Source organism: Sediminibacillus albus (assembly GCF_900101125.1).
In the GTDB taxonomy this organism is placed as follows: Bacteria; Bacillota; Bacilli; order Bacillales; family Amphibacillaceae; genus Sediminibacillus; species Sediminibacillus albus.
Genome location: NZ_FNFL01000002.1, coordinates 24,203 through 44,726, shown reverse-complemented (window position 1 = coordinate 44,726; position 20,524 = coordinate 24,203). Strand labels below are relative to the sequence as shown.

Sequence of the window (20,524 nt, the reverse complement as noted above, 5' to 3'; positions counted from 1 at the left end):
CCGAAAAACGCGAAAAACATCCTCTTTTCTTGCAGGAAAATCTCTTTTTCATCTTTTATGCTTGTCCTACCGCGGAATAAACCATAAAGGCGCCTTTGTAGAAAGAGGATATTGTGGCAGAGGGAGAAATCAAATCTTTCAACGACATATTAACAGAGTATGAAAACATGATTTATTATTTGATCATGAAGCTCGGTATTCGTGATTCAGAAAAAGAGTTTTACCAGGAGGGAATGATCGCTTTATGGGAAGCCGTGGAAAGCTATAATGCAAAACGGGGAAAGTTTTCCAGCTATGCTTATTTCCGCATCGAGAAAGCAATGCTCAGTTTGATTCGAAAACGTAACCGCCAGAAAGAAAACGAGCAGGCGTATATTAGCCAGGTAAAAGCACAACAGGGGAATACTGCCGCCTTCCTGGAGGAAGGGCTGGACCCATATCTGCATGCCCGGATTGCACAAGTGCTGACAGATAAACAAATGAAATGGTTCACCTCATTTGTGCTGGAGGATTTATCCCTTCGAACCATCTCGGAACAAGAACAAGTTACCATTGATGCTGTCAAGAATTGGGCAAGGAATGCCAAACCAAAAATCCAGCCATTGCTGCGTGACGATGGGAGCAGTAAAAAAAAACGGGTAAACAGAAGATAGTGTGGAAAGAGGGTTAAAAACACCCTCTTCCATAGCTTTAGTCAGGGTGGATTTGCAGCGTTTGATGATCGTCTTTCCTGGTTTTTCGCTCTACTTCCTGCTGGAATCGCTCCTCTTATAATCGCAGTTGATCTACTTCTCAAAAATGTAGTCTAAAGTAGTAGAAAAGTTTATTAAACCGATATTATTGTAACCGCGATTCTTTTTAGTAAAGCTTGCCCTGGCGGTATAATACGGTAGACAATTTCATCACGGCATGGATATAACAGTTCTGCCGCAGCGGAAATGGATCCGCGAAAAATTGGGGGAGAATCCTATCCAATGTCGTTTTCATTTTATCCAACTGAAGTTTAAATACTTGCTCTTCACTGTAAAATTGTGTTTCACGGCCTTGTAACCACTCCAGGTAGGAAACAATCACTCCACCAGCGTTAGCGAGTATATCAGGTACAATGATAACTCCTCGCTTACTCAAGGTTTCATCCGCTTCCACCGTTACAGGAGAATTGGCACCCTCGACAATAATCTGCGCTTTTACATCCTCAACATTCTCTTCATGTATTTGATCTTCTAATGCTGCTAAAAATAAAGCATCTACATTGAGACTTAAAATTTTATCGCGGTCATAGATGACAGCCTTGATACTGTTTTGCGCTAGTTCTTCTTCTGTTGTCGGCAAATCTCCATTTTTCACGGTAATGAACTTTACAAGTTCGGGGATATCTAATCCCTCTGAATTATATAACGTCACATTTCGGTCGCTTACGGCTACTACTTTGCTTTGCAAGCGATCACAATTATAAGCTTCCAGAGCTGCAATTGATCCTACATTTCCAAATCCCTGGACAGCAATAGCCAAGGGACGACCAGCATGGGTTAAAGCTGTCTGGGCAAATCTATTTTGGCTATTAGTTAACCATTGTTTATGCTCCTGGATAAAATCGTGGAATAAATAACGAAAGGTGAAATAAACCCCTTTTCCGGTGGCTTCCCTACGTCCTAATGAGCCGCCATTTACGACACTCTTTCCTGTAAAGCTTCCTCTGTAAGGCATACCAGGGTGAATACTCTTATATTCTGCCATCATCCAGTCCATCTCACGATCCCCGGTACCGACATCTGGAGCTGGAATATCTTTATCCGTTCCTAAAATATCGCTGAAATATTGGACATACTTTTTACATATCGAGTGTAGTTCCTTTATCTCAAATTCTCTTGGGTTAATGACAACTCCGCCCTTACCACCGCCAAACGGAACTTCATACAGGGCATTCTTCAATGTCATCAGGGAAGCCAGATTGATAACTTCCTCCTCGTTTACTGATTCATGAAAACGAATCCCGCCTTTATAAGGCCCGAGGGTATCATTGTGCTGCACCCGAAAGGCAGGAACTCGGATAACCTTTCCGTTTTCTAAAGAAATGCGCAAAAAGGATTTATGTATGTGATTGGGGGTAGAAAGGATGGAAACGAGCGATGTAAACGCCTTGTTTCTTGTTTCACCTTGTAGATCTGGTAAAAATGAGTCGTCTTCCAATAAGGCATCTAAAGATTGTTCGACAATTCCTCCTGTATAGCTTTTCAAAAGCGTCCCTCCTTTTATACTTGAAGCATCTTTTTCATCCTGACAAAGAATTAGGAAACAACCAAATAGACGTTTACTTAAGCTTATGCAAGGAGTAACCTTATGTTCTTCCCGCTTCCTATACTATAGGCTGTTATTTAGCATGATTATCAAAATTTTATTTCCCTATACCATTAAACTCCCCGTTTTTCTGCAAATGATTTTGAGCAGGATAGTTCCGTCCAGCTCCTATCCCACTCTTTTATAGACCAATATATTCATCATATGAAACATCTGCGATATTACTTAAAGCTCTCATCCTGTTTTCCTGCTTGGTCGATTTTTTCTTCCAGACGGCGGATTTCGTCCTGTAACTGTTTATTTTCTTCTTCCAGCCTGTTGGCCTGTGAGGAGTAGTGCGGGTCTGTTTCCCACCAATCCATGCCGATTTCTTTTGCTTTATCGACGGATGCGATCAGCAGCCGGATTTTAATGGTGAGTAACTCGACTTCAGCTATGTTCACCTTTATGTCTCCCGCTATGACAACCCCTTTGTCCAGGACTGTTTCCAGTACTTCAACTAAGCCATTGGTTGTTTGCATTGGATGGTTGTCTGTCATGTTACATCCCTCCTAAGCGTCCTTGTATATTTAAAGTAAATTGCCCAGCGGTCCTAAGTCGATATTAAGATCCTCATCTTTTAAGCCAAAAATTTCCTTCAACTCATCCATTTTCTCTTCCAGATTCATTAGTGCGACTCCAAGCTTTTCAATTTCTTCCTCACTTAAATTTCCGCCTTCGACACGTTTCATCGCTTGCCGTTCCACAAGCTGGCGAATAAGTTCCACAACCGTCATTACGAGCTGGGTAAGACCTTCCTCAGCATTATCCGGATTTAAATTGATTCGTCCTTCTGGCTGATTACCGGCTTTATCTACTAGTTGCCGCGTTTGCTCCATCAGCTGTTTCCTCCTTTTCCCATGACCGGATTGTCTCTCCTTTGTCGGTTGCTTGTCTTTTGCCTTGTGCTGAATCGATCAATGTGTCAACCGAACTTAATAAAATGCGTAAATCGAGATAAACCAAATCAATATCTGCTATCGAGATAGTAATATCGCCCCGCAGCACGACCCCTTTTTCCAGGACAGCATCCAAAACATCCAGCAACGAGACATCCTGATTGTCTAACATGTCACGTTCCATGCTGTACACCTCTATCTTGAAAATTGGAAAAGTGATAGGCCGGCCATGGGCCAGTTACTTCAAAGGTTAGCCCTGTCTCCTTGCGGGAAGCTTCTGCTTGTTCCTGCTTGATTGTTTCTAAGAACGCCTCGACCTCTCCTCTTGGCAGAAGATAGGCGCTGTTCCAGTACATCCCATCCGTTTTCCCGGTTACCTTCTTCCCCCAATTCTTCTTAAGCTCTTCCGCTTGACTATAGATTTTTAGTTTTTGGTGGACCTGTTTACAGCTCGTTTCAATTTCCTTTTTTACTTGCTCTTCAATGAACTGGCCCATTTTTTTCTTTTCAAAATATTGCTTCCCTTTTGACAGCTGCTCAATTTCCTGCTGTTTTTTTTCAATCTCCTGATTGCCTGCCATTACCTTCTCTCGAAATTTATCGTCTTTTACATAAATCTTCATATTCCACTCCTCTTTGCCCTGCAAAGCTTGAAATAAAGAAAGGATGTTTTCCTCATGCTCCTGTACTGCAGCCTTCAAGCTGGCAATGGCAGTGTAAATTGTCCCGAATTTCAATGGAATGACCGTATAAGATTTATGTAATTGATTCATCATCTGGTGGTGATGGAAGGCTTTTTCTTGCAGCCAGGCCATGTTTTCTGTGTTTTTAGCTAAATTTTCCTCAGAAAACTCGTCCGGATGCACGTGGCAGGTAACTGCAGTAATTGACCCCAACGGGAGATATTGCAGACTGGCATTCTTTTGTATTCCTTCCATCTCGTCTGGGGGACGGCTTTCATACTCTGAGCTCGGAATAAAAGCATATAGATAATGTAATGTGTCGCTCATTTTCAGCCCTCCTTGTGTATTCCTCCGTTTTGTTCCATTTGCTTGGCAATGCGATATTGGATGAGAAGTTCCTCTTCCTGTTGTTGATAGTGTTCTTCGGATATTTCTTCCATTTCCAGCATCATTTGCAAATGAACCAGCTTCTTTTGAATATGTTCTACGTCGTATAGTTCTTTATCAACCTCTTCTTTCACTTTTTCTCCAACCATCATGACGGTATCAAGCGGCCAGGTAAAAAGCTTTCGAATCATGAAACATCTGCCGCCTTTAATTTAATATCGATAAAATTGTATGCCGGCCACGGACCAGTGTATTTGAAGTCCACCTTTCCTTCCCATTGTTCATAAAGTTCATTCACCTTTTGGTCAAACGCAGTCTCTTTATCCAAGTCAATCAGGAAGGAGGCGTTCAGTAACATGCGTTCACCGATGACCTCATTGCTTTTCGAGGAAACGGCTAGTTCCGTCAACGGTGTGAAAATTTCTGCCTCGCATTGTTTTTGCAGTTGCAGCATGAATTTCCGTGCTGCTTCTCCGAGTTGTATTCTTTCATAATAACCGGCCTCTTTAGATTTACCCGCTATGTTCTCCTGGGCTTGTTTCAGTTCGGGCTGGGCCTGGGCTGCTTGCTCGATCCATTGTTTATGGCCGATTATTTTTAAGCCAACTTCGATTCTGTTTTCAATCTGAGGGAAAATTTTCATCAATTGTTCTTGTAATTGTTCCAATAGCAGGGTGACGTCTTGTTCAGATTCCAGCACATTGCCAAAGCTCATAGGTACAATCGTATGCTGTTCCATCACTAAATTGACGACATCCTGATGGGCCTTTAAGTTGGCGCGGCTCGGATCATAAACTTGGACCGGCGCATCTGCTACGACCATCGCTGTTTCTTTATATGGAATGGTATAGACACCCCTCTGTTCACCGGCCAGTTTCACTTCTCCAAATGTTTTGGAGGTATTTACAGGTATGGCTCCGAACAAGTATACACCCAGTTGATTATCCAGCATTTTTTTCATCCTCCATTCTTTTCAATTCTTGTTTTATGATCGGTTCAACATCCTTCACTTGGCTATAACCTAAACAACGGGCAAGCTGTGCTCCCAGGACATCCACACATAGGCTTTCAAACTGCTCCTCCTTGGCAGTGACCGCCAAATCCTGTTGTTTGGCAATGGAAGCTATCATTACCATTGCTCTTAAACTTGGTCCTTCAGCTTTTTCTTGCTCGCATCGTCTTCTAATCCTGTTGACAAGACTGACGACTTTATTGGTTTTTGCCTGAGCTAAATTCGTTTTTTTGGCGACGATATCGCCCTCTGACTCCTCCGCTCTGCCGTTAACTTCAATCGTGATTAACCGATCCAATAAGGCTTCTTGAGGCTGGTAAATGCCCTGGTATTCTTTAGGATTACTCGTGAAGATGACCTTAAAATCCGGATGGACCCGGACAAAAGGTGTGTTTTGCTTGGTCCCATATAAAGGTAATATTCCTTCCTCTAATAAAGACAGAAACAAACTGTTTGTTTCCGGACGGGAACGGTTAAATTCATCATAGATTAAGGTATAACCATTTTTAACGGCCTCCACTAATCGGCCTGGCGTCCATTTTTCATTGGTGTCCTGCTGCTTTTTGTACACTTGCCGCACAAAATTATCGATCAGCATGTTGGTTGAAACACCTGTAATCCCGCCTAATAAGTCTTGATTGGTAAGTTCATGGTTCCCTTGCAATAACATCACCGGCTTGTTGAACTTCCGAGCAAGATGCAGGGCCATAGAGGTCTTTCCTACTCCGACTGGACCAGTGAAGTGTACAGGATACCCTGCATGAATATAACGTTCTGCCCTGTCAGCAATCTTTTCGATTTGCGGTGTCAAGATAAAATTTTCTCCGTCGATGTTTCGCTTATGTTTATTTTTGTTTGCTGAAGTGGAGGAATCTTTTTCAGACTGTTTTTTTTGATTGTTGTTTGTACTGTTGGGGTCCAAAGGAGACTTACTTGCTTGATGGTTCCCCTGCCGATAGCTGTTCTCTTCTTCTTTACTTTTCCGTTGGCCCTGTTCAAACTTCTTCGGTTTGGGAGCCGAATTGCTTGTTTCCTGCTTCGTCTTATCTTCGTCTGCTTTGTTTGCCGCTTGCCGTTTTTCCTGCTCTGAATCTGTTGTCTGCTTTTTTTCCCTGTTTTTTATTTCTGCCATATTTGCTCCGTTTTTAGATTTGATTACTTTTTTCTTTCTCTTTGCTTTTTTGTTCTTTTCGGTGTTGCTTTTGTCTTTTTCCGGCTGCTTGTTTGCCGAGGTAATGTTATCTCCCTCATTTGATTTGTTTGCTGCCATGTCGGTCAACCTCCTTCTTCGGTGACAAGCGGGGCACTGCGCGGGCGAAGGCTTTTCCGCTGGTAAGAAACCACTTCCATGGCTTCATCCACTTTTACTTCATATTCACCAATCAAATGGTCTTTTGCATACCGCTTCATGTACTCTTTTTCTTCGATGACTTCAACTTCCAGCTTCCATCCGTTTTCCTCCTGAAGAATGGAGGTGATTTTAAATGGCGGGTTGATATGTTCAGTGAAAAAATCCTCTACCGCTTTCTTAACCTGTTCGATTTTCATTTACTTTCACTCCTAAAATCAAAATAGAGCTAGGCATATGCGGAAATACGCATATGCCCTGCTTTCTATTACATTCTGTATAACTAAGCAAAATTCAACTGGCTGCGGCCCCGTTCGCCTTCTTCAACATCACCTTCATCTATGCTTCCTTGTACATCATCACGCAGTAAACCAACAGCTTCTGCGTAACGAAGCCAGGTGTCGACACTGGCGATAACCACTCGTGCCTCTACGGTAATCAGTTCAATCCCTACTAGCGAGACACGCGCATATAAGTCGATGACAACCCCTTTGTCCAAAATACGATCGACTACTTCTGCCAGGCTAGATGTATCGGTACTCTTTTGTATAGCAGCCATTTTATCCGCTCCTTTAACCATCAATTTTTTTTATATTATTTACGCCTTTAATATCTGTTGCACCCTTAATGGAGGATACTCCTTTGAGATCACTGGGTTTTTTAATTCCTTTGCCATCATTGGATGTTCCAGTATTGGTTAGCGCATTGTCCTTGATTTCTTCTTTCGCCTTTTTCCCACGGTTTCTCAAGTTTTCGCCCAGCTGTTCAACATTCTCTTTCGCTTCCTGGCCTTTGTCTTCCAGCTGGTTTCCTAGTTTTTGAAATTGTTGCTTTGCTTCTTCTTTCTTACCTCTCACTTTTTCAAAAGTGTCATAAAATTTCTTTCCAACCATTGTCGCAGCAGCGGCACTCTTTGCCTTTGGCATTTGGTCAATCGTGTCAGCCGCGGCTTCTTTTGTTTCATGTTTTGCCTTTTCTTTCGTGTGATGCGCTTTTTTCTTCAGCTTTTTTTTCTTGCTGCCGGACATTTCCTCTCACCGCCTTTTCCATTCAGAGTGGAAACAGTTCCCGTCCAAGCAGGTGTTTATTTCTACTTTTCTTCCTGTTTTGGTTCTTCTACGGATTCCTCAGCATCGTTTTCATACTCGTAATTTTCGGATATCTTTCCTTTGAGTTTTTCTGCTTTGTTTATTACTCCATCTGCCAGTTCATCCGTTTTCTGCACAGACCATAGTTCAACTTCTTCCGGAAGGGATTCAACCTTTTCTATCACTTGTTTTCCTTTGTCGATCGTCTTTCCATAACTTTCTCCCAACTTGCCTCTAACTTCTTTCCCCGACTTGGGTGAAGATATTAAGCTGACAGCTGCTCCGATAGCAGTTCCAATAACAGCTCCTTTGACGAATTTCTGGTCGGGGGATGAGTTTTTCATTTTTAGAGATTTGTTGTGGCGATTGGCAACCTTACTGTTTACCAAATCATCCTTCTTTTGCTTAATTCGTTCTTTTACATGATGCTCACTCAAAGACCTGCCTCCTTTAGAAAGAAAGTATTTATTTATTAAATTTTCTAACCCATTCCCCTGCCAAGGAGAATCAAACGCATTTAATCGAGGTAAATAGTGGTAATCTGCCATGCAAGGAAAAACGGGTTGGCATTGGGCGATATAATTTTAAAAACAGGGCTGCGATTTATTCTCTTATGTGATTTCTTCATCAAAGGTTATCACTTCAAAAAAATTACAATTTTTCTTAAAAAGTGACTTTAGAACCTTTATTTTTCCAATTTATAGGAAGATAATAGAAGAAAAAGGAGAGCCGTTATGGAGGAGAAACTGGTGTTTAAAAAATCGTTCGGTAAATGTTTACGCCAAAAAAGAACGGAGTCTAAACTGACTTTGCAGCAACTGGGGTTGAAAGCAGACCTGGATGATAACTACATAGGGAAAATTGAGCGGGGACAGAAGATTCCTTCCGTTTATATTTTTACCAAGCTAAGTGAGTCCCTTGATTTAAACCTCCAGTATTTCCTCCATGAAGTGAAAGAAGAAATGGAATCAGAACTTTCCTCAAAAAAATGGCAGCGCCTTCATTGATAGGACGCTGCAAAAAACAATCTGTCAAAAGGAGTGTTCACTTATGACTGAGTTACTCGCTGATTACCAGGTAAACAAGCATACGATGGCTTTGTTGGCAGCCGCACAGCTGGAATATGAAACGGTTGTACTCGAACAGGAGAGGCAGCTATATGTGAAGCAGCCCCCGTTACAGTTAATCAAAAAGGCTTGCCTTGATGCGGGCTCTACCTACGACGGCCGGCGGTTGGCCATTATCTACCATACTGGTTCGCGAAAGAAGGTACCCATCCCGATCAATCCGGAAAAAAACATCTTTGCCTTTCCCACATGTTCACCTGCTTCCTTTTCCTGCTATTGGATTTTTTACCGCCACATATTCGATATCGAGACTGGACCATCCGTAGAAAATTCTTCCGCACAATCTACGATAGTCTTTACCAACGGTCAACAGCTTCCTATGAAAGAATCTGCCTATGTACTAAAAAAGCAGCAGCTGCGCACTGCCCTGGCAATCAGTAAATTTTCCGGGCAAATGCTGGCTGTCCACTATGAAAACTTACCCTCACAGTTTATCAGCCATCCGCTGAACGGGCGGCTGTACCAGCCTGTATCTGGAGACAGCCTAATCGATGGACCATGACAAATACCGATAAACTTCAGTTCCAATCGGTCTCTTAGTCAACATACTTCCCTGAAAATAGTATGTTACGATAACAAAAAGGAAACGTTTACCCTCCTTACCTAGCAATGATTTTGGGCAGGAGCTTTAAAAAAGTACTACAAGAGGAAAGAGGGATTGCATGAAGAAAGCTTTAGTCTTTGGCGGCACCAGGTTCTTCGGAATTCATTTAGTAAAAGGCTTATTGGAAAAAGGATTCAAAGTCACCGTCGCCACCAGGGGAAATGTGGAGGATCCTTTTGGAAATGATGTTAACCGCGTCCAAGTAGACAGAACGGACAAGCAAGGCTTAGCTTATGCCTTCAAAAATGAGACATGGGATGTTATTTATGATCAAATCTGCTTTTCTCCACTGGATGCTTTGCATAGCATTGAAACATTCCGAGGTAAAACGTACAAGTATGTAATGACTTCTTCTCTGTCGGTTTATGACATGGAAACTGCCAGTGTCCCTGTGAAAGAAGAAGACTTTGATCCCTACAATGAAAAGCTGGTGATTGCCGGAGGAGAAGAACTATCCTATCAGGAAGGGAAGCGACAGGCAGAGGCTGTATTTTTCCAAAAAGCGCCTTTCCCAGTTACCGCTGTCCGCTTTCCCATTGTGCTGGGGGAAAATGATTACACCGGGAGATTGGCCTCTTACATAAAAAAGGTTAAATACAACCAAGGCATCTATTTGGGAAATCGGCAAGCGGCAATGAATTTTATCGCCGAACAGGAGGCTGGCCGCTTTCTAGCCTGGCTCTCCCGGCAGCATATCGACGGGCCAATCAATGCGTGTGCCAATGGGGCAATAACATTGGAAAAACTAATGGAACAGATAGGTGACACCACCGGCAGTAGGGTAAGTTATTCTTCCCTTGACTCCGATTCTCCTTTTAACATCCCGGAAACCTGGACAATGAGTAACGAAAAAGCATCCAGCCATGGGTATTCTTTTTCAAACTTATTTGAATGGCTGCCAGAATTGATTCGTTCCGTAGAGAAGGATGTGTGATTTGTTTCAAACGCCCCTAATATCCAGACAGACCCAGAGACGTTTGATATGTTAGGGGCCCCGGTTCACTGATATCCACGGTTACCTGATCTTGTTATAAAAGGGCTTGTTGATCTGCTGGTGTTATCAGGTCTGTATCTGTTGGCGTATAGCCCAGCTGACGGGCCATCGATACAACCTGTCCTTTGTGGTGGAATTCATGAGTGATTGTGTGAGTGAAAAGCCATAAGGCAGAAAGCTGTTCTTCCTTCTCCTGCAAGGGAACATGACCAATGATTTTCTGGCGATAATCCTGCTCATATGTATCCAAAAACCGGTAAACCAACCGATCCATCGCCAGGAACACTTCCCGCATTTCCTTTACGCTGGCAATCGTTTCCGGATGGATTCTGTTCCTGTCTTCTTTAAAAGCGAAATGGCCGAGCCAAGCCTGGTAACAGTCAGCGACGTGAACATGAAGGTTGCGCATTGATCCCCAGCCGAATCCTTCGATCCCTTTCACATAGTCCTCCCCGTTTATTTGTTCCATGAATTGAAACAACGATTCTCTTGTATATCGGATTACTTCATACTGTTCTTTTAAGACATTCATTCTTTCAGCCCCCTTTATTTGCACTGTTCCAGCCAAATGGTTTAACAATAACTGCCTAAATTCATTCTTTCACTAGTATATCAAAAATTTACATCAGACAGCGGGGCGTTACATAACCAGATTCCATTTATTCTGGTAAATGGAGGTCAAAGCTGTTTAACCTCCATTTACTTAGGTAATACCTTAAATGATATGCGAACAAGCTGAGTAAATGACAGGAACAGATGAAAGGAGCAGGGATTAAGTTCTATGGACAACGGTACATATGATATAAACCAGGAGAGCATTCAGTTTCCACCTGTGGAAGGGAACAATCATACATCCTTTCATGCGAGGATGCACACCAGCTCGATCACATTAGGGTTGGTCCCCGCTCCCGACTTAGCAGAAGACATAGCAAATAAGCTTGTAAAAGAGTTACCAGGCTATCTTCCCCGTTACGTAGACAGCACCGTTCCGTGGGAAGTCGAGATAGTTACCGATCCGCTGACAGGATCCACCGCGGACGCCTCCGAACTAATGGAGGAAACAATCGCTTGTAAAAAACGACAGCGATGGGATTATGCTATTTGCATCACTGATCTGCCCATTTTCAAAGATAAGCGACTGGTGGTAGCTGAAGCCAGTGCCTCACAGCATGCGGCCTGGATATCCCTGCCCGCCCTAGGGGCCTCTCCGATGATACGCCGGGTTCAAGAAGCAATAACACAACTTACGAATGAAATGTATCACGGAAGTTCGGAGACAGCCCGTGAACATCAGCAAAAGAAATTCAAAAATAGCAATCGCCGATATAGCAAGCTGCGCCTTAAAGGAGCGCGACAACTGGTAGGTGAACGGCTTCATGAGCGGCTTTCTCCGATACGGAGAGCCACTCTGGAAAAAGATGCGGATATTACCGTCCATTATACTGTTGACTCAAAAATAAGCGGTGGTTGGCGGATGCTGACCGGTATGGTGCGGGCTAATCGGCCTTGGACGATATTCCCTGCATTCAAGCGGGTAATTGCTGCGGCATTTGCTACAGGTGCCTATGGTTTAATCTTCCCTACACTATGGCAGCTGAGCGGAGCATACGAATATTACCGTTTTATATTATTAATGGCAACCGCAGTGACTGCAATGGTTGCCTGGATTATTGTGGTTCATGGCTTATGGGAAAAAACCGATCATGCAAGATCTCCGTATATTGCAAAGCTTTACAATCTCGCCACCATTTTAACGCTGAGCATCGCCGTATTGTTTTATTACGGCGTACTGTTCATCCTTTTTCTACTAGCAGTAATTATCTTCGTGCCCGCCAGTATGCTGGAATCGCAAATCGGTGCCCAGGTTAACCTGTCGAGTTATGTTTCCCTTGCTTGGCTGGCCAGTTCTGTAGCAACGATAGTCGGCGCTCTTGGAGCAGCGTTAGAAAGCGAAGAAACGGTACGTAATGCTACCTACGGCTACCGACAGAGACGGCGTTCTGAAGAGAAGGATAAAGAAAAGGAAGAAAACCACCGCATGCAATAAGCAAATGAAATAAGGAGAAAGAAGGCCGCTGTTCTAGACAGCGGCCTTCTTTCTCTTTTTCCTCGCATTTCTCTTCTATTATTCTGGTAAGGATAAACACCCTTCATACCAAGCTCTTTAAAGGAGTTACCCTTAACGTCTGGTTTTTACAAGTATTGACTTTATAGAAAATTAGTAGTAAAAGAGTAGAGGGGTATCTAAAAAACTATTATTTTGTATAATTATGGTTTATTTTTAGATAAATATGCCGTGAATCGCAGTTTTAGCTATCATCTTACATATTTTGCGCTGTTCGGTCGACACCCTAAAAAAATGAAAAAAGTGGTGGAATACGATGAAAAAACTTTCGAAAAAAACCATCTGGATAATTGCTTTAGCAGTCGTCATTGTCATTGGAGGCTCAATCTCCGCTTCAGCGCTACTAAAGAAAAGTCCAAAAGAGCAATACTTTAGTGCCGAGCTAAACAGTTTTAATTTGATGAAAGACATTGTGAAGGACCGTTACAGCGATGAATTTGCATGGAACGAAGCAACCAAAGAAAAGCCGAGCGAATCAACTATAGAGTTTTCTGCTGAATATAACGATCCATCCGGGTACGATATGACAGGGATGTCTGATTTAATCAATAATGCTACTATTACACTCAAAAACGACTTGGATCCAAAAAAGAAGGAGATGTCTTTAGAAGCTAGTGCAAACATTGCGGAGCTTTCCGTCGACGGTGTCCAGTTTTATTTAACCAGTGAAAAAGCAATGCTGACACTTCCGTTCCTAAATGAGTTTTTGCAGGTAAAGGAAAGCAATGTTGGCAATCTATTGTATCAAGCAGATCCTTACGCATTCACCGGTGACGAAGAGATTGAGTTTGATAAGTTTTTTAACCAAACCCTCATCAGTGAGGATCACCTGACACATTTACAAGATACATATTTAAAGATGATTTATGAAGAATTGCCTGATGACGCCTTTGTATCTGCAGATGAGAAGGTTGATGTTGACGGAAAAACAATCGACGCAGCAAAAATTACACTTTCGCTTTCAGAGGACCAAGTTAAAAAGCTAATTGAAAAAGTGCTTACTACTGCAGAAAATGATGATCAGCTAAAGGAAATTATTAAAGAACAAGCCAGCTTGGATCCAGTCACGTACAATTCTGAAGATGTGGCAACAATGATAGAACATTTTGATGAGAGCATTAAGGAGGCCAAGCAAGACTTGAAAGACTTGCAGGTTCCGGAAGGCTTAACTTCCACGCTTTGGGTGCAAGATGACCTTGTTGTCAAACGGGATTTCTCCGTTGAAATGGGCATTGACGGAATGGAACCAGCGGCTCTAACCGTCGCCGGAACACAATCACTTGCAAAAGAAACACAAGCCTTTGATTATGAATTTGCATTCAAAGACGGATATAGTGAGGAATCTGTAAACCTTACAGGAGACTTATCCTGGAAGGACAACAAAGCGGATGACCAAATTACCATTTCCGTAGCCAACAGTGGATTGGAACTAAGCTACACTGGTACGGAGGAATTAACCGATGGCACAAGAGACTTTGACCGCAAGTTTACGTTCAGCGATCCAAGTTCCATGGCTGCTTACCAACTGATTTGGGTTGGCCAATCTACTTATGAAAAGGACCAAATGAATGCAGAGTACCATTTGGCTTTTGAAGGAGATGGATTAAGCCAGGACATCTTCCAGATGAACATGGACATGGATTCAAAACTTGTTAAAAGTTTAGATATCGATACCGATTCCATGGAAGTTGTAGATTTAGGTACGATGAATGCCGAAGAGATGGAAACTTACTACTTAGAGGATGTTATGCCTCAATTGCAGGAATGGATGATGGAGTTCTACGGAGCTTTTTATAACTCAGATATGGGTTATTAATGAACGGAAGTGGTTAACATGGATAGCTTAAAGCGAATCGCTTTTTTTACCGGACAATATCAGAAACAATTACAAAAGAAGTGGAAGTCTCTTCCTCTTCTTTTGTTATTTCCAATACTTATCATCGGACTATGCTTTTATGTGTTAGTTTCCTTTCTTCTACCTGCTGAAGATAAGCCAATTGAAGTTGGACTAGTCGATCTGGATAAATCGGAAGAAACGACAATGCTGGTAGATGTCATCGATAATTCCTCCTTATTAGGCTCATATATACATATAAATCATCTTACCAATCAGGAAGCAGACCATGCTCTGGAGAAAGGGAAATTGAGTTCTTATATCCTTTTCCCCGAAAATTTTACAAATGACCTGTACTCCGGAAATCCTGTAAACATCCCGATAGTCGGCAATCCTAACCAACCTGTGGAAAGCTATATCATCAAAGAATTGATTGATAGTATGACCCGGTATATTGCATCAGCACAAGCAAGTATCTTAACAATCAATGAGTACGCAAAGCAATTGCCGATAGAAAGTGAACAGCGGCAAGAGATGTTATTAGATCAATTTAACCAATTTATGATTTTTACGCTTTCAGCCAAAGGTAAAATCTTTCATGAAAAAGAGATAGCCAACCTAACGACTACAAGCCCTGTCCAGTATTACTCACTTTCCGGCTGGTTTTTATTAGTTACGATCTGGATTCTCGGTATCTATATTTTATTAGGTAATGAAGAGAAGGCTTCCATGTGGAACAGGATGAGATTGTACGGAGTAACGAAGCTGCAAAGGATGATATCGCGTATAATCATTTCGTTGGCTTACGGCTGCCTACTGGCCCTCACCGGATTTTACCTTTTTATCAAATTCACTAATATTGAATTTTATTTGATTGATTATGGTCGGATTAGTATTATAGTAGGCCTTTACAGCCTAACATTCTTACTCGGCCTGGCCATCATCGATTCCGCTGTACCATCCAAAAAGTTGTCCCTATTGATGCACTTCACTTTTACCGGACTCATTTTATTTATAAGCGGAGCTATTGTACCTTCGATCTATTTTCCGGAGAAAGCTCAAACTGCTCTCCCCTACTTATTTTCTACCCAGGCATTTGATTGGCTGACTCAAGTAGCAATAGAAGGAAGAATGTTTGTGGAGTATGGACCTTTAGCAGTATCCGCCCTTGGCGGCATATTGCTTTTAGTTGCTTTTTCCACTTGGAAGGAGCGTACACAAGGATGAAAGCTATTGTAAGCACAAGAATGATGCATTGGCGCAAGCAGTGGAAGAGTCTTCTATGCTGGCTCCTTTTACCTACTGTTTCCACACTTCTTTTTATCTCTATTGCAGAGCAATGGCAGGAGGAAACAAAAATACCAATCGGACTGGTAGTTGAAGATCATTCTGATTTGGCGCAGCAATTGACTGAGTTAATCAGCAAGAACCCTCTTCTCACTGCCAAACAGATGGAGCTCAGCCAGGCACTTGTTCAGCTGGAGCAACACCAGCTTGATAGTGTGTTTGTCATTGAGGATGGCTATCAGGAAAATATCAAACACGATAATCGTAATCGGGTGGTTACTGCATATGCTTCCGATATGTCGTTTGCCTATACACCGGTAAAGGAAGCCGTTGCTTCTTATGTACAGGAGGACGCCAGCAGCTCGAGAGCAGCTCGTGTTGTGGAACAATTGGCCGCCGATTATGGAGGGGACGCGAATTGGAAATGGGAGGAGATCGTCCTTACCAGCAAGAAAATTCAGGAGGAGGAATCCTTGCTTCATACGAGCTTTGCCTTCTTGAACCAAGCGGAACAAGTCGAAGATGATTCCATATCAATTTGGAAAGTCTCGGGGGTTTGGGCCCTTTTTAACTTGTTTACCACTTTTTTCTTATTTGATTGGCTGATTAAAGAGCGGCGGGCCAGCATTAGAAAAAGGTTATCATTGCTGAGAATTTCTTTTAAATCCTATTTACTTCAGAATGCGTTCCTTTATTTGGTCTTATTAGCGATATTTGATGTCGTTGGTATGGGATTATTGTCTTTTTACTTTCATCAATCGATTCATCTCGACCAACTATTAGCGCTGTTAAGCTTTCAGGTAAGTATTAGCATAGCGGCTTTTTTGTTCGCACTATTGTTTCGAACAACGTTTTTTTACTATGTTTCTGTCATCCCTATTACGCTCCTTATGGCAATTCTAGGGGGAGCAATCGTTTCGGTAGATACACAAACCTGGCCATGGATCGCACATTTAAGCCCGCTTCAGCCTTTTTTAGAAGGAAATGTCGTGCATAGCTGGTTCATTGGTTCGCTGATCATGATAACTATTTGGTACCTAAGAAAGGAGAAATCCCATGCTTAAAGTGGAGTCCATAACCAAACATTACGGGTCTAAGGCAGTGTTATCTGACATTTCTTTTGAACTCCATCAAGGAGATGTGGCTGGATTGGTAGGTGAGAACGGTGCCGGCAAATCAACATTGCTCAACATACTATCGACACTGACCCCCCTGGAAAAAGGCCAGATATCTTATCATGGCCAGAGCTATGGCTCGAACCGGTTAAAGCTAAGAAAACAAATCGGATTCGTCCCCCAGGATATTGCCGTTTGGGAGGAATTTTCTGTGGAAGAGAATATGGTTTTCTTTGAACGCTTATCATGGGGGAAGAAATCAAAGAAAGAGCTGAAACAGCTTTGCTTAGATATGCATTTAGAAAAATGGAAGGAAAAGGTGCAATCTTTATCCGGCGGGATGAAAAGAAAGCTGAACATTGCAATCAGCCTTATCCATGACCCAGAGATTATCCTTCTAGATGAACCAACGGTTGGAATTGATTTAAAATCAAGAAAAGAAATAGGGGCGTATCTTCACCGTCTAGCTAAAAAGCAGGGGAAAATCATCATTTATACTTCCCATGACATGGAAGAGATCATGTCGTTATGTGATTGTATCTATAGTATTGGCGGAGACCCCTTTTATAAACAGTTACTTGAAGACCAAGGGAAAACAGTCTACGAGTTATAGAGTAGAAGATTACAACTTTAATAGATTGCTAAGACAAGTTATAAGTTCCTAAATACCGTCCTACAGGTACATTTCTGCTCCCTCCAGAATAGTATGGGGTAATAACCCATAATAAAGGATGAGGAATGTGCCTACCACGTTACCAGTCAGCATTCAAGCGATGAAAATTAGCAAGGGACCGAAGCAAACGGTCTTTTTCCCGCGGATATCCGGAATGACGGATAAAAGTTTTCAAAAATCAATGAATAAGACTATCGTCTCGCAGACCCAAACACTTATCGATTTGCAGACAGGAAGTATGCCGGAAACGGTAGAGGAAATGATTGGCTCCTTTGAAATAAAAAATAACCAGCGCCAGGTTTTGAGCCTGTCACTATCCAATTACACCTATCATTACAGAGCCGCCCATGGAATGACCTTTATCAGATCACTGACATTCGACCTTGAGAAAAAGCAGCTTTGCACATTGGAAGACTTGTTCAAGCCCGGTAGTGATTATGTAAAACGGCTCTCGGAACTCATTCGCGTTCAAATTGATCAACGTGATATTCCGCTACTGGACGGCTTTTCCGAGATTAAACCAGATCAGGATTTTTATATTGCTGACAAAACCCTGGTCATCTATTTTCAGCTATACGAAATAACTCCATATGTTGTTGGTTTCCCAATGTTTCCGATTTCGGTATATGATTTACAGGATATCATTGTTGAAGATGGCCCGCTCGGCCGAATGGCTGTTAATAATTAGGCAGGATTTCGGCAAATAAAAAATGGAGACTACAAGGATAATGAGCAAGCAGAAAGAGGTTGGGGCATAACACACATCCACTTGTTAAAAGGCCATCTCTAAGCATTCGATACATGAGGCGATGTAATAGTGGTTGATTTCTTAATAGTATTTACCGGATAAGCGCTATTACACCGCAATCTCAAGTAAATCATAAGCATGTATGTACTGCTGAAAACAATACGAAGACTTTCAGAGGAGGAAATTCACGGAGACTCCTGCGGGAGGGAAGGCCTCGTTGAGACCCCGCAGAGTGCTAGCTCGAGGAGGCTCACCAGCCGCCCGCGGAAAGCGTAGTGTATTTCCGCAGCGGTCGTCATGCAATGTAGTAAGAACAGCCCGAATCCGAAGACTCCGTGAAGAAGCCGTGCCCACGGAAGGCGAAATACTCTACCTGTACAAGTTTAAGCACGCAGCCTTGTTAGAAGGAAGAAATAGAATTTTCACTGAGTCCGCGGGTTATCTTAACATTAGCAAAGAAAAACCGAACGAGTTCGAATGTAAAGAATTTCGAATCATCGTTCGATTATTGCTTTTGCCACTATCCTTTGTTCCAACCTCTTGTTTATTTAGCTGCAAAGGAACAGGGCTCGGAGAAGTGTGAAAGTATCGAGCCGTATAATTTCCTAATTCAGCAGAGGTGTAGAATGTTCAACAGCTATTTAAGTTAGGTAATAATGTTTGCAGCTCCATTAAGTCATCAATTACCATATCAGCCTGGGATAGTTCATCTTCTCTTGCAAAATCAAAATTGCACCCTATTGAAATTAAACCATTATTCCTAGCTGCATTTATATCTGATAGGCGATCTCCTACTACTGCTGCATTTGTAATACTATGTTTTTTTATAATACTTTCCACTAAATCTGATTTATTCAACGATTCAATTTGCTGGATACTAAATGTTTCAGTCACCCAATTATCAAGATTATAATAACTGACTATTGCTTTTAAGTATTCGGTTAAACCATTACTAGCTATGTAAATGGTACAATGGTTCTCTTTTAAATATCTGAAAACTTCCTTGACATTAGGATATAAAGCACCTTTTCCATGTCCTATATTCTCAACTAATCTTTCCAAAAAGTAAGCATCCGTATGTTCTCTAACCTCTATAGAATGATTAGGTAACAATGTTTCCCATACTTTTGGCAAGGGCACCCCCATAATCTCCCGGTATTTATCAATAGGAGTTACCGTATCCCATTTATTTAGTGACCGTAAATGATCAAAAGTATCATCAAGTGATACTTCCAAAATTCGATCTGTTTGAAAGAGCGTTCCATCCATATCAAAAATTAGTGAATTTGACATCCCCTTTTCACTCCCTTTATACGATTAGTAGCAGAGGACTACTATGTAAATGACTTATCGAACTAACTGGCATAGGTTGCCAATTCATATCAACCTTTGGACACTCCTTTTGACTTACTCGGTATTATTTTAATTTCTTCTGTTCCTCTCGTTTTCAACTACGTTAGTGCAGCAACTTTAGCCTCACTCTTCACTAGTTCCTTTTCTTTTGATATCGATCATTAGCCAAACAACATAGATGAGGTTTGCGATGATAGAAAGAAACGTCGGTATGAAGTGAAGTTCTCTAGGTAGAACCAACAAGAGGATCACAGCTAATATGGCAATTGGTACTACCACAATAAACCAAGCTCTTACCTGCTTGTTTTTAAAACTAAGTTCAAAGTCCATCTTGCTGCCTCCCTGCAGGAGCCCTGTTAGTGGTCTCCTGTTTTATTTTATTATCCCCTATACCTGATATAAACTAGAACCTAGCGAGTTACTAAGAGATTACTTAACATCTATTAATTTAGCTAGCTTACCCGTATCTTCAGGAGAAACAAAATAGGCATTCTTCTCTTTACCGATATACATGAAGATACTGTCCTCACCTTCGTCTCCAAGCAGAAGATGTAATCCGTGAGTATCTCCATTTTGATAACGAACCAATATGTCGTAGTTAGGTGTTTCATTTGTTATGTCTTTTTTTGTGGGTTCGGCTTCCTTTATAATGTTTTTAAATCTCCATATCACTTCTGGTTCATTAAAAGTAACAAAATAGTTTTCATTTAATCCTCCGTAGCCTTTAGACTCGGAAACGGAAATAGATGATACATTATCCAATAATGGCATGTTTTCACTTTGAGATTGACAAGCAGTTAAGGTAGCACTACAAACTGCTAAAAGTAATAAAAGCTTCCTCATAAGATCTCCCCTCTCTCCGCTGACGGAGCTTCCCTTTCCCTTCTTCCTTCGATGTTTCCAGATTCTC

General features: G+C 41.9%; 26 protein-coding genes. 10 read left to right on the top strand and 16 right to left on the bottom strand.

Going from position 1 to position 20,524, the window contains the following annotated elements; translation table 11 throughout:
• The first annotated feature begins 113 nt into the window (after nt 1-113).
• On the top strand, nt 114-653 hold the full coding sequence (locus BLR93_RS06465; RefSeq protein WP_093212483.1) for a sigma-70 family RNA polymerase sigma factor: 540 nt from the start codon (nt 114-116) through the stop codon (nt 651-653).
• 205 nt (nt 654-858) lie between these two features.
• On the opposite strand, the gene BLR93_RS06460 is transcribed toward BLR93_RS06465, so the two are convergent.
• From BLR93_RS06460 to BLR93_RS06405, 12 genes are all read right to left on the bottom strand, one after another.
• Entirely contained in the window at nt 859-2,238 is a 1,380-nt protein-coding gene (locus BLR93_RS06460; RefSeq protein ID WP_093212481.1) for a Glu/Leu/Phe/Val family dehydrogenase, read from the bottom strand.
• A 281-nt stretch (nt 2,239-2,519) separates the two neighbouring features.
• On the bottom strand, nt 2,520-2,837 hold the full coding sequence (gvpJ, locus tag BLR93_RS06455) for a gas vesicle protein (RefSeq protein ID WP_093212479.1): 318 nt from the start codon (nt 2,835-2,837) through the stop codon (nt 2,520-2,522).
• A 30-nt stretch (nt 2,838-2,867) separates the two neighbouring features.
• On the bottom strand, nt 2,868-3,176 hold the full coding sequence (locus BLR93_RS06450; protein WP_093212477.1) for a gas vesicle protein K: 309 nt from the start codon (nt 3,174-3,176) through the stop codon (nt 2,868-2,870).
• Entirely contained in the window at nt 3,148-3,420 is a 273-nt protein-coding gene (locus BLR93_RS06445; RefSeq protein WP_093212475.1) for a gas vesicle protein, read from the bottom strand. The genes BLR93_RS06450 and BLR93_RS06445 overlap by 29 nt, the downstream gene beginning before the upstream one ends.
• Nucleotides 3,410-4,246 carry a GvpL/GvpF family gas vesicle protein gene (locus BLR93_RS06440; RefSeq protein WP_093212473.1) on the bottom strand — a complete coding sequence of 279 codons (837 nt, stop codon included), beginning with the start codon at nt 4,244-4,246 and terminating at the stop codon, nt 3,410-3,412. The genes BLR93_RS06445 and BLR93_RS06440 overlap by 11 nt, the downstream gene beginning before the upstream one ends.
• Nucleotides 4,247-4,248: 2 nt before the next feature.
• The gene (locus tag BLR93_RS06435) at nt 4,249-4,497 is read right to left on the bottom strand and encodes a gas vesicle protein GvpG (protein ID WP_175559279.1); all 249 of its coding nucleotides are present in this window, start codon (nt 4,495-4,497) and stop codon (nt 4,249-4,251) included.
• Nucleotides 4,494-5,258: a GvpL/GvpF family gas vesicle protein gene (locus tag BLR93_RS06430; RefSeq protein WP_093212471.1), complete on the bottom strand. Its 765-nt coding sequence runs from the start codon at nt 5,256-5,258 to the stop codon at nt 4,494-4,496. The genes BLR93_RS06435 and BLR93_RS06430 overlap by 4 nt, the downstream gene beginning before the upstream one ends.
• Nucleotides 5,248-6,588, bottom strand: a complete 1,341-nt coding sequence (gene gvpN / locus BLR93_RS06425; RefSeq protein WP_245690081.1) for a gas vesicle protein GvpN — start codon at nt 6,586-6,588, stop codon at nt 5,248-5,250. Before gvpN ends, BLR93_RS06430 begins: the two co-directional genes overlap by 11 nt.
• Before the next feature lie 5 nt (nt 6,589-6,593).
• Nucleotides 6,594-6,866, bottom strand: coding sequence for a gas vesicle protein GvpO (gene gvpO / locus BLR93_RS06420; RefSeq protein ID WP_093212469.1), 273 nt, complete (start codon nt 6,864-6,866; stop codon nt 6,594-6,596).
• Nucleotides 6,867-6,949: 83 nt separating this feature from the next.
• A complete protein-coding gene (gene gvpA / locus BLR93_RS06415) occupies nt 6,950-7,225 on the bottom strand; it encodes a gas vesicle structural protein GvpA (RefSeq protein ID WP_093212467.1) in 276 nt (91 codons plus the stop codon).
• A gap of 13 nt (nt 7,226-7,238) precedes the next feature.
• On the bottom strand, nt 7,239-7,694 hold the full coding sequence (locus BLR93_RS06410; RefSeq protein WP_093212465.1) for a hypothetical protein: 456 nt from the start codon (nt 7,692-7,694) through the stop codon (nt 7,239-7,241).
• 62 nt (nt 7,695-7,756) lie between these two features.
• On the bottom strand, nt 7,757-8,191 hold the full coding sequence (locus tag BLR93_RS06405; protein WP_175559278.1) for a YtxH domain-containing protein: 435 nt from the start codon (nt 8,189-8,191) through the stop codon (nt 7,757-7,759).
• A 297-nt stretch (nt 8,192-8,488) separates the two neighbouring features.
• Between BLR93_RS06405 and BLR93_RS06400 the strand changes: the two genes are divergently transcribed.
• The 3 genes from BLR93_RS06400 to BLR93_RS06390 all read left to right on the top strand — a co-directional run bounded on the left by BLR93_RS06400 (nt 8,489) and on the right by BLR93_RS06390 (nt 10,419).
• Nucleotides 8,489-8,761 carry a helix-turn-helix domain-containing protein gene (locus tag BLR93_RS06400; protein ID WP_093212461.1) on the top strand — a complete coding sequence of 91 codons (273 nt, stop codon included), beginning with the start codon at nt 8,489-8,491 and terminating at the stop codon, nt 8,759-8,761.
• A 43-nt stretch (nt 8,762-8,804) separates the two neighbouring features.
• Entirely contained in the window at nt 8,805-9,383 is a 579-nt protein-coding gene (locus tag BLR93_RS06395) for a competence protein ComK (RefSeq protein ID WP_093212459.1), read from the top strand.
• A 160-nt stretch (nt 9,384-9,543) separates the two neighbouring features.
• Nucleotides 9,544-10,419, top strand: coding sequence for an NAD-dependent epimerase/dehydratase family protein (locus BLR93_RS06390; protein WP_093212457.1), 876 nt, complete (start codon nt 9,544-9,546; stop codon nt 10,417-10,419).
• Between the two features lie 94 nt (nt 10,420-10,513).
• Here BLR93_RS06390 and BLR93_RS06385 read toward each other — a convergent pair whose 3' ends face one another.
• The gene (locus tag BLR93_RS06385) at nt 10,514-11,011 is read right to left on the bottom strand and encodes a DinB family protein (RefSeq protein ID WP_093212455.1); all 498 of its coding nucleotides are present in this window, start codon (nt 11,009-11,011) and stop codon (nt 10,514-10,516) included.
• A 249-nt stretch (nt 11,012-11,260) separates the two neighbouring features.
• On the opposite strand from BLR93_RS06385, the gene BLR93_RS06380 reads away from it, so the two are divergent.
• The 6 genes from BLR93_RS06380 to BLR93_RS06355 all read left to right on the top strand — a co-directional run bounded on the left by BLR93_RS06380 (nt 11,261) and on the right by BLR93_RS06355 (nt 18,201).
• Nucleotides 11,261-12,526 (top strand): tripartite tricarboxylate transporter TctB family protein, encoded by a 1,266-nt coding sequence (locus BLR93_RS06380; protein WP_093212453.1) that lies wholly within the window; start codon nt 11,261-11,263, stop codon nt 12,524-12,526.
• A 334-nt stretch (nt 12,527-12,860) separates the two neighbouring features.
• Nucleotides 12,861-14,420, top strand: coding sequence for a DUF6583 family protein (locus BLR93_RS06375; protein WP_093212451.1), 1,560 nt, complete (start codon nt 12,861-12,863; stop codon nt 14,418-14,420).
• Between the two features lie 18 nt (nt 14,421-14,438).
• A complete protein-coding gene (locus BLR93_RS06370; protein WP_093212449.1) occupies nt 14,439-15,665 on the top strand; it encodes an ABC transporter permease in 1,227 nt (408 codons plus the stop codon).
• Nucleotides 15,662-16,789 (top strand): ABC transporter permease, encoded by a 1,128-nt coding sequence (locus BLR93_RS06365; protein ID WP_093212447.1) that lies wholly within the window; start codon nt 15,662-15,664, stop codon nt 16,787-16,789. The genes BLR93_RS06370 and BLR93_RS06365 overlap by 4 nt, the downstream gene beginning before the upstream one ends.
• Nucleotides 16,782-17,453 carry an ABC transporter ATP-binding protein gene (locus BLR93_RS06360; protein ID WP_093212445.1) on the top strand — a complete coding sequence of 224 codons (672 nt, stop codon included), beginning with the start codon at nt 16,782-16,784 and terminating at the stop codon, nt 17,451-17,453. The genes BLR93_RS06365 and BLR93_RS06360 overlap by 8 nt, the downstream gene beginning before the upstream one ends.
• Before the next feature lie 127 nt (nt 17,454-17,580).
• Complete coding sequence (locus BLR93_RS06355) at nt 17,581-18,201, top strand: DUF3298 and DUF4163 domain-containing protein (protein ID WP_425440927.1); 621 nt, start codon at nt 17,581-17,583, stop codon at nt 18,199-18,201.
• A 690-nt stretch (nt 18,202-18,891) separates the two neighbouring features.
• Here the strand turns inward: BLR93_RS06355 and BLR93_RS06350 are convergent.
• From BLR93_RS06350 to BLR93_RS06340, 3 genes are all read right to left on the bottom strand, one after another.
• Nucleotides 18,892-19,554 carry an HAD family hydrolase gene (locus tag BLR93_RS06350; protein WP_093212443.1) on the bottom strand — a complete coding sequence of 221 codons (663 nt, stop codon included), beginning with the start codon at nt 19,552-19,554 and terminating at the stop codon, nt 18,892-18,894.
• A 183-nt stretch (nt 19,555-19,737) separates the two neighbouring features.
• Nucleotides 19,738-19,944, bottom strand: coding sequence for a hypothetical protein (locus tag BLR93_RS06345; RefSeq protein ID WP_093212441.1), 207 nt, complete (start codon nt 19,942-19,944; stop codon nt 19,738-19,740).
• A gap of 99 nt (nt 19,945-20,043) precedes the next feature.
• Nucleotides 20,044-20,457, bottom strand: coding sequence for a YhfM domain-containing protein (locus tag BLR93_RS06340; protein ID WP_093212439.1), 414 nt, complete (start codon nt 20,455-20,457; stop codon nt 20,044-20,046).
• Between the last annotated feature and the right edge of the window lie 67 nt (nt 20,458-20,524).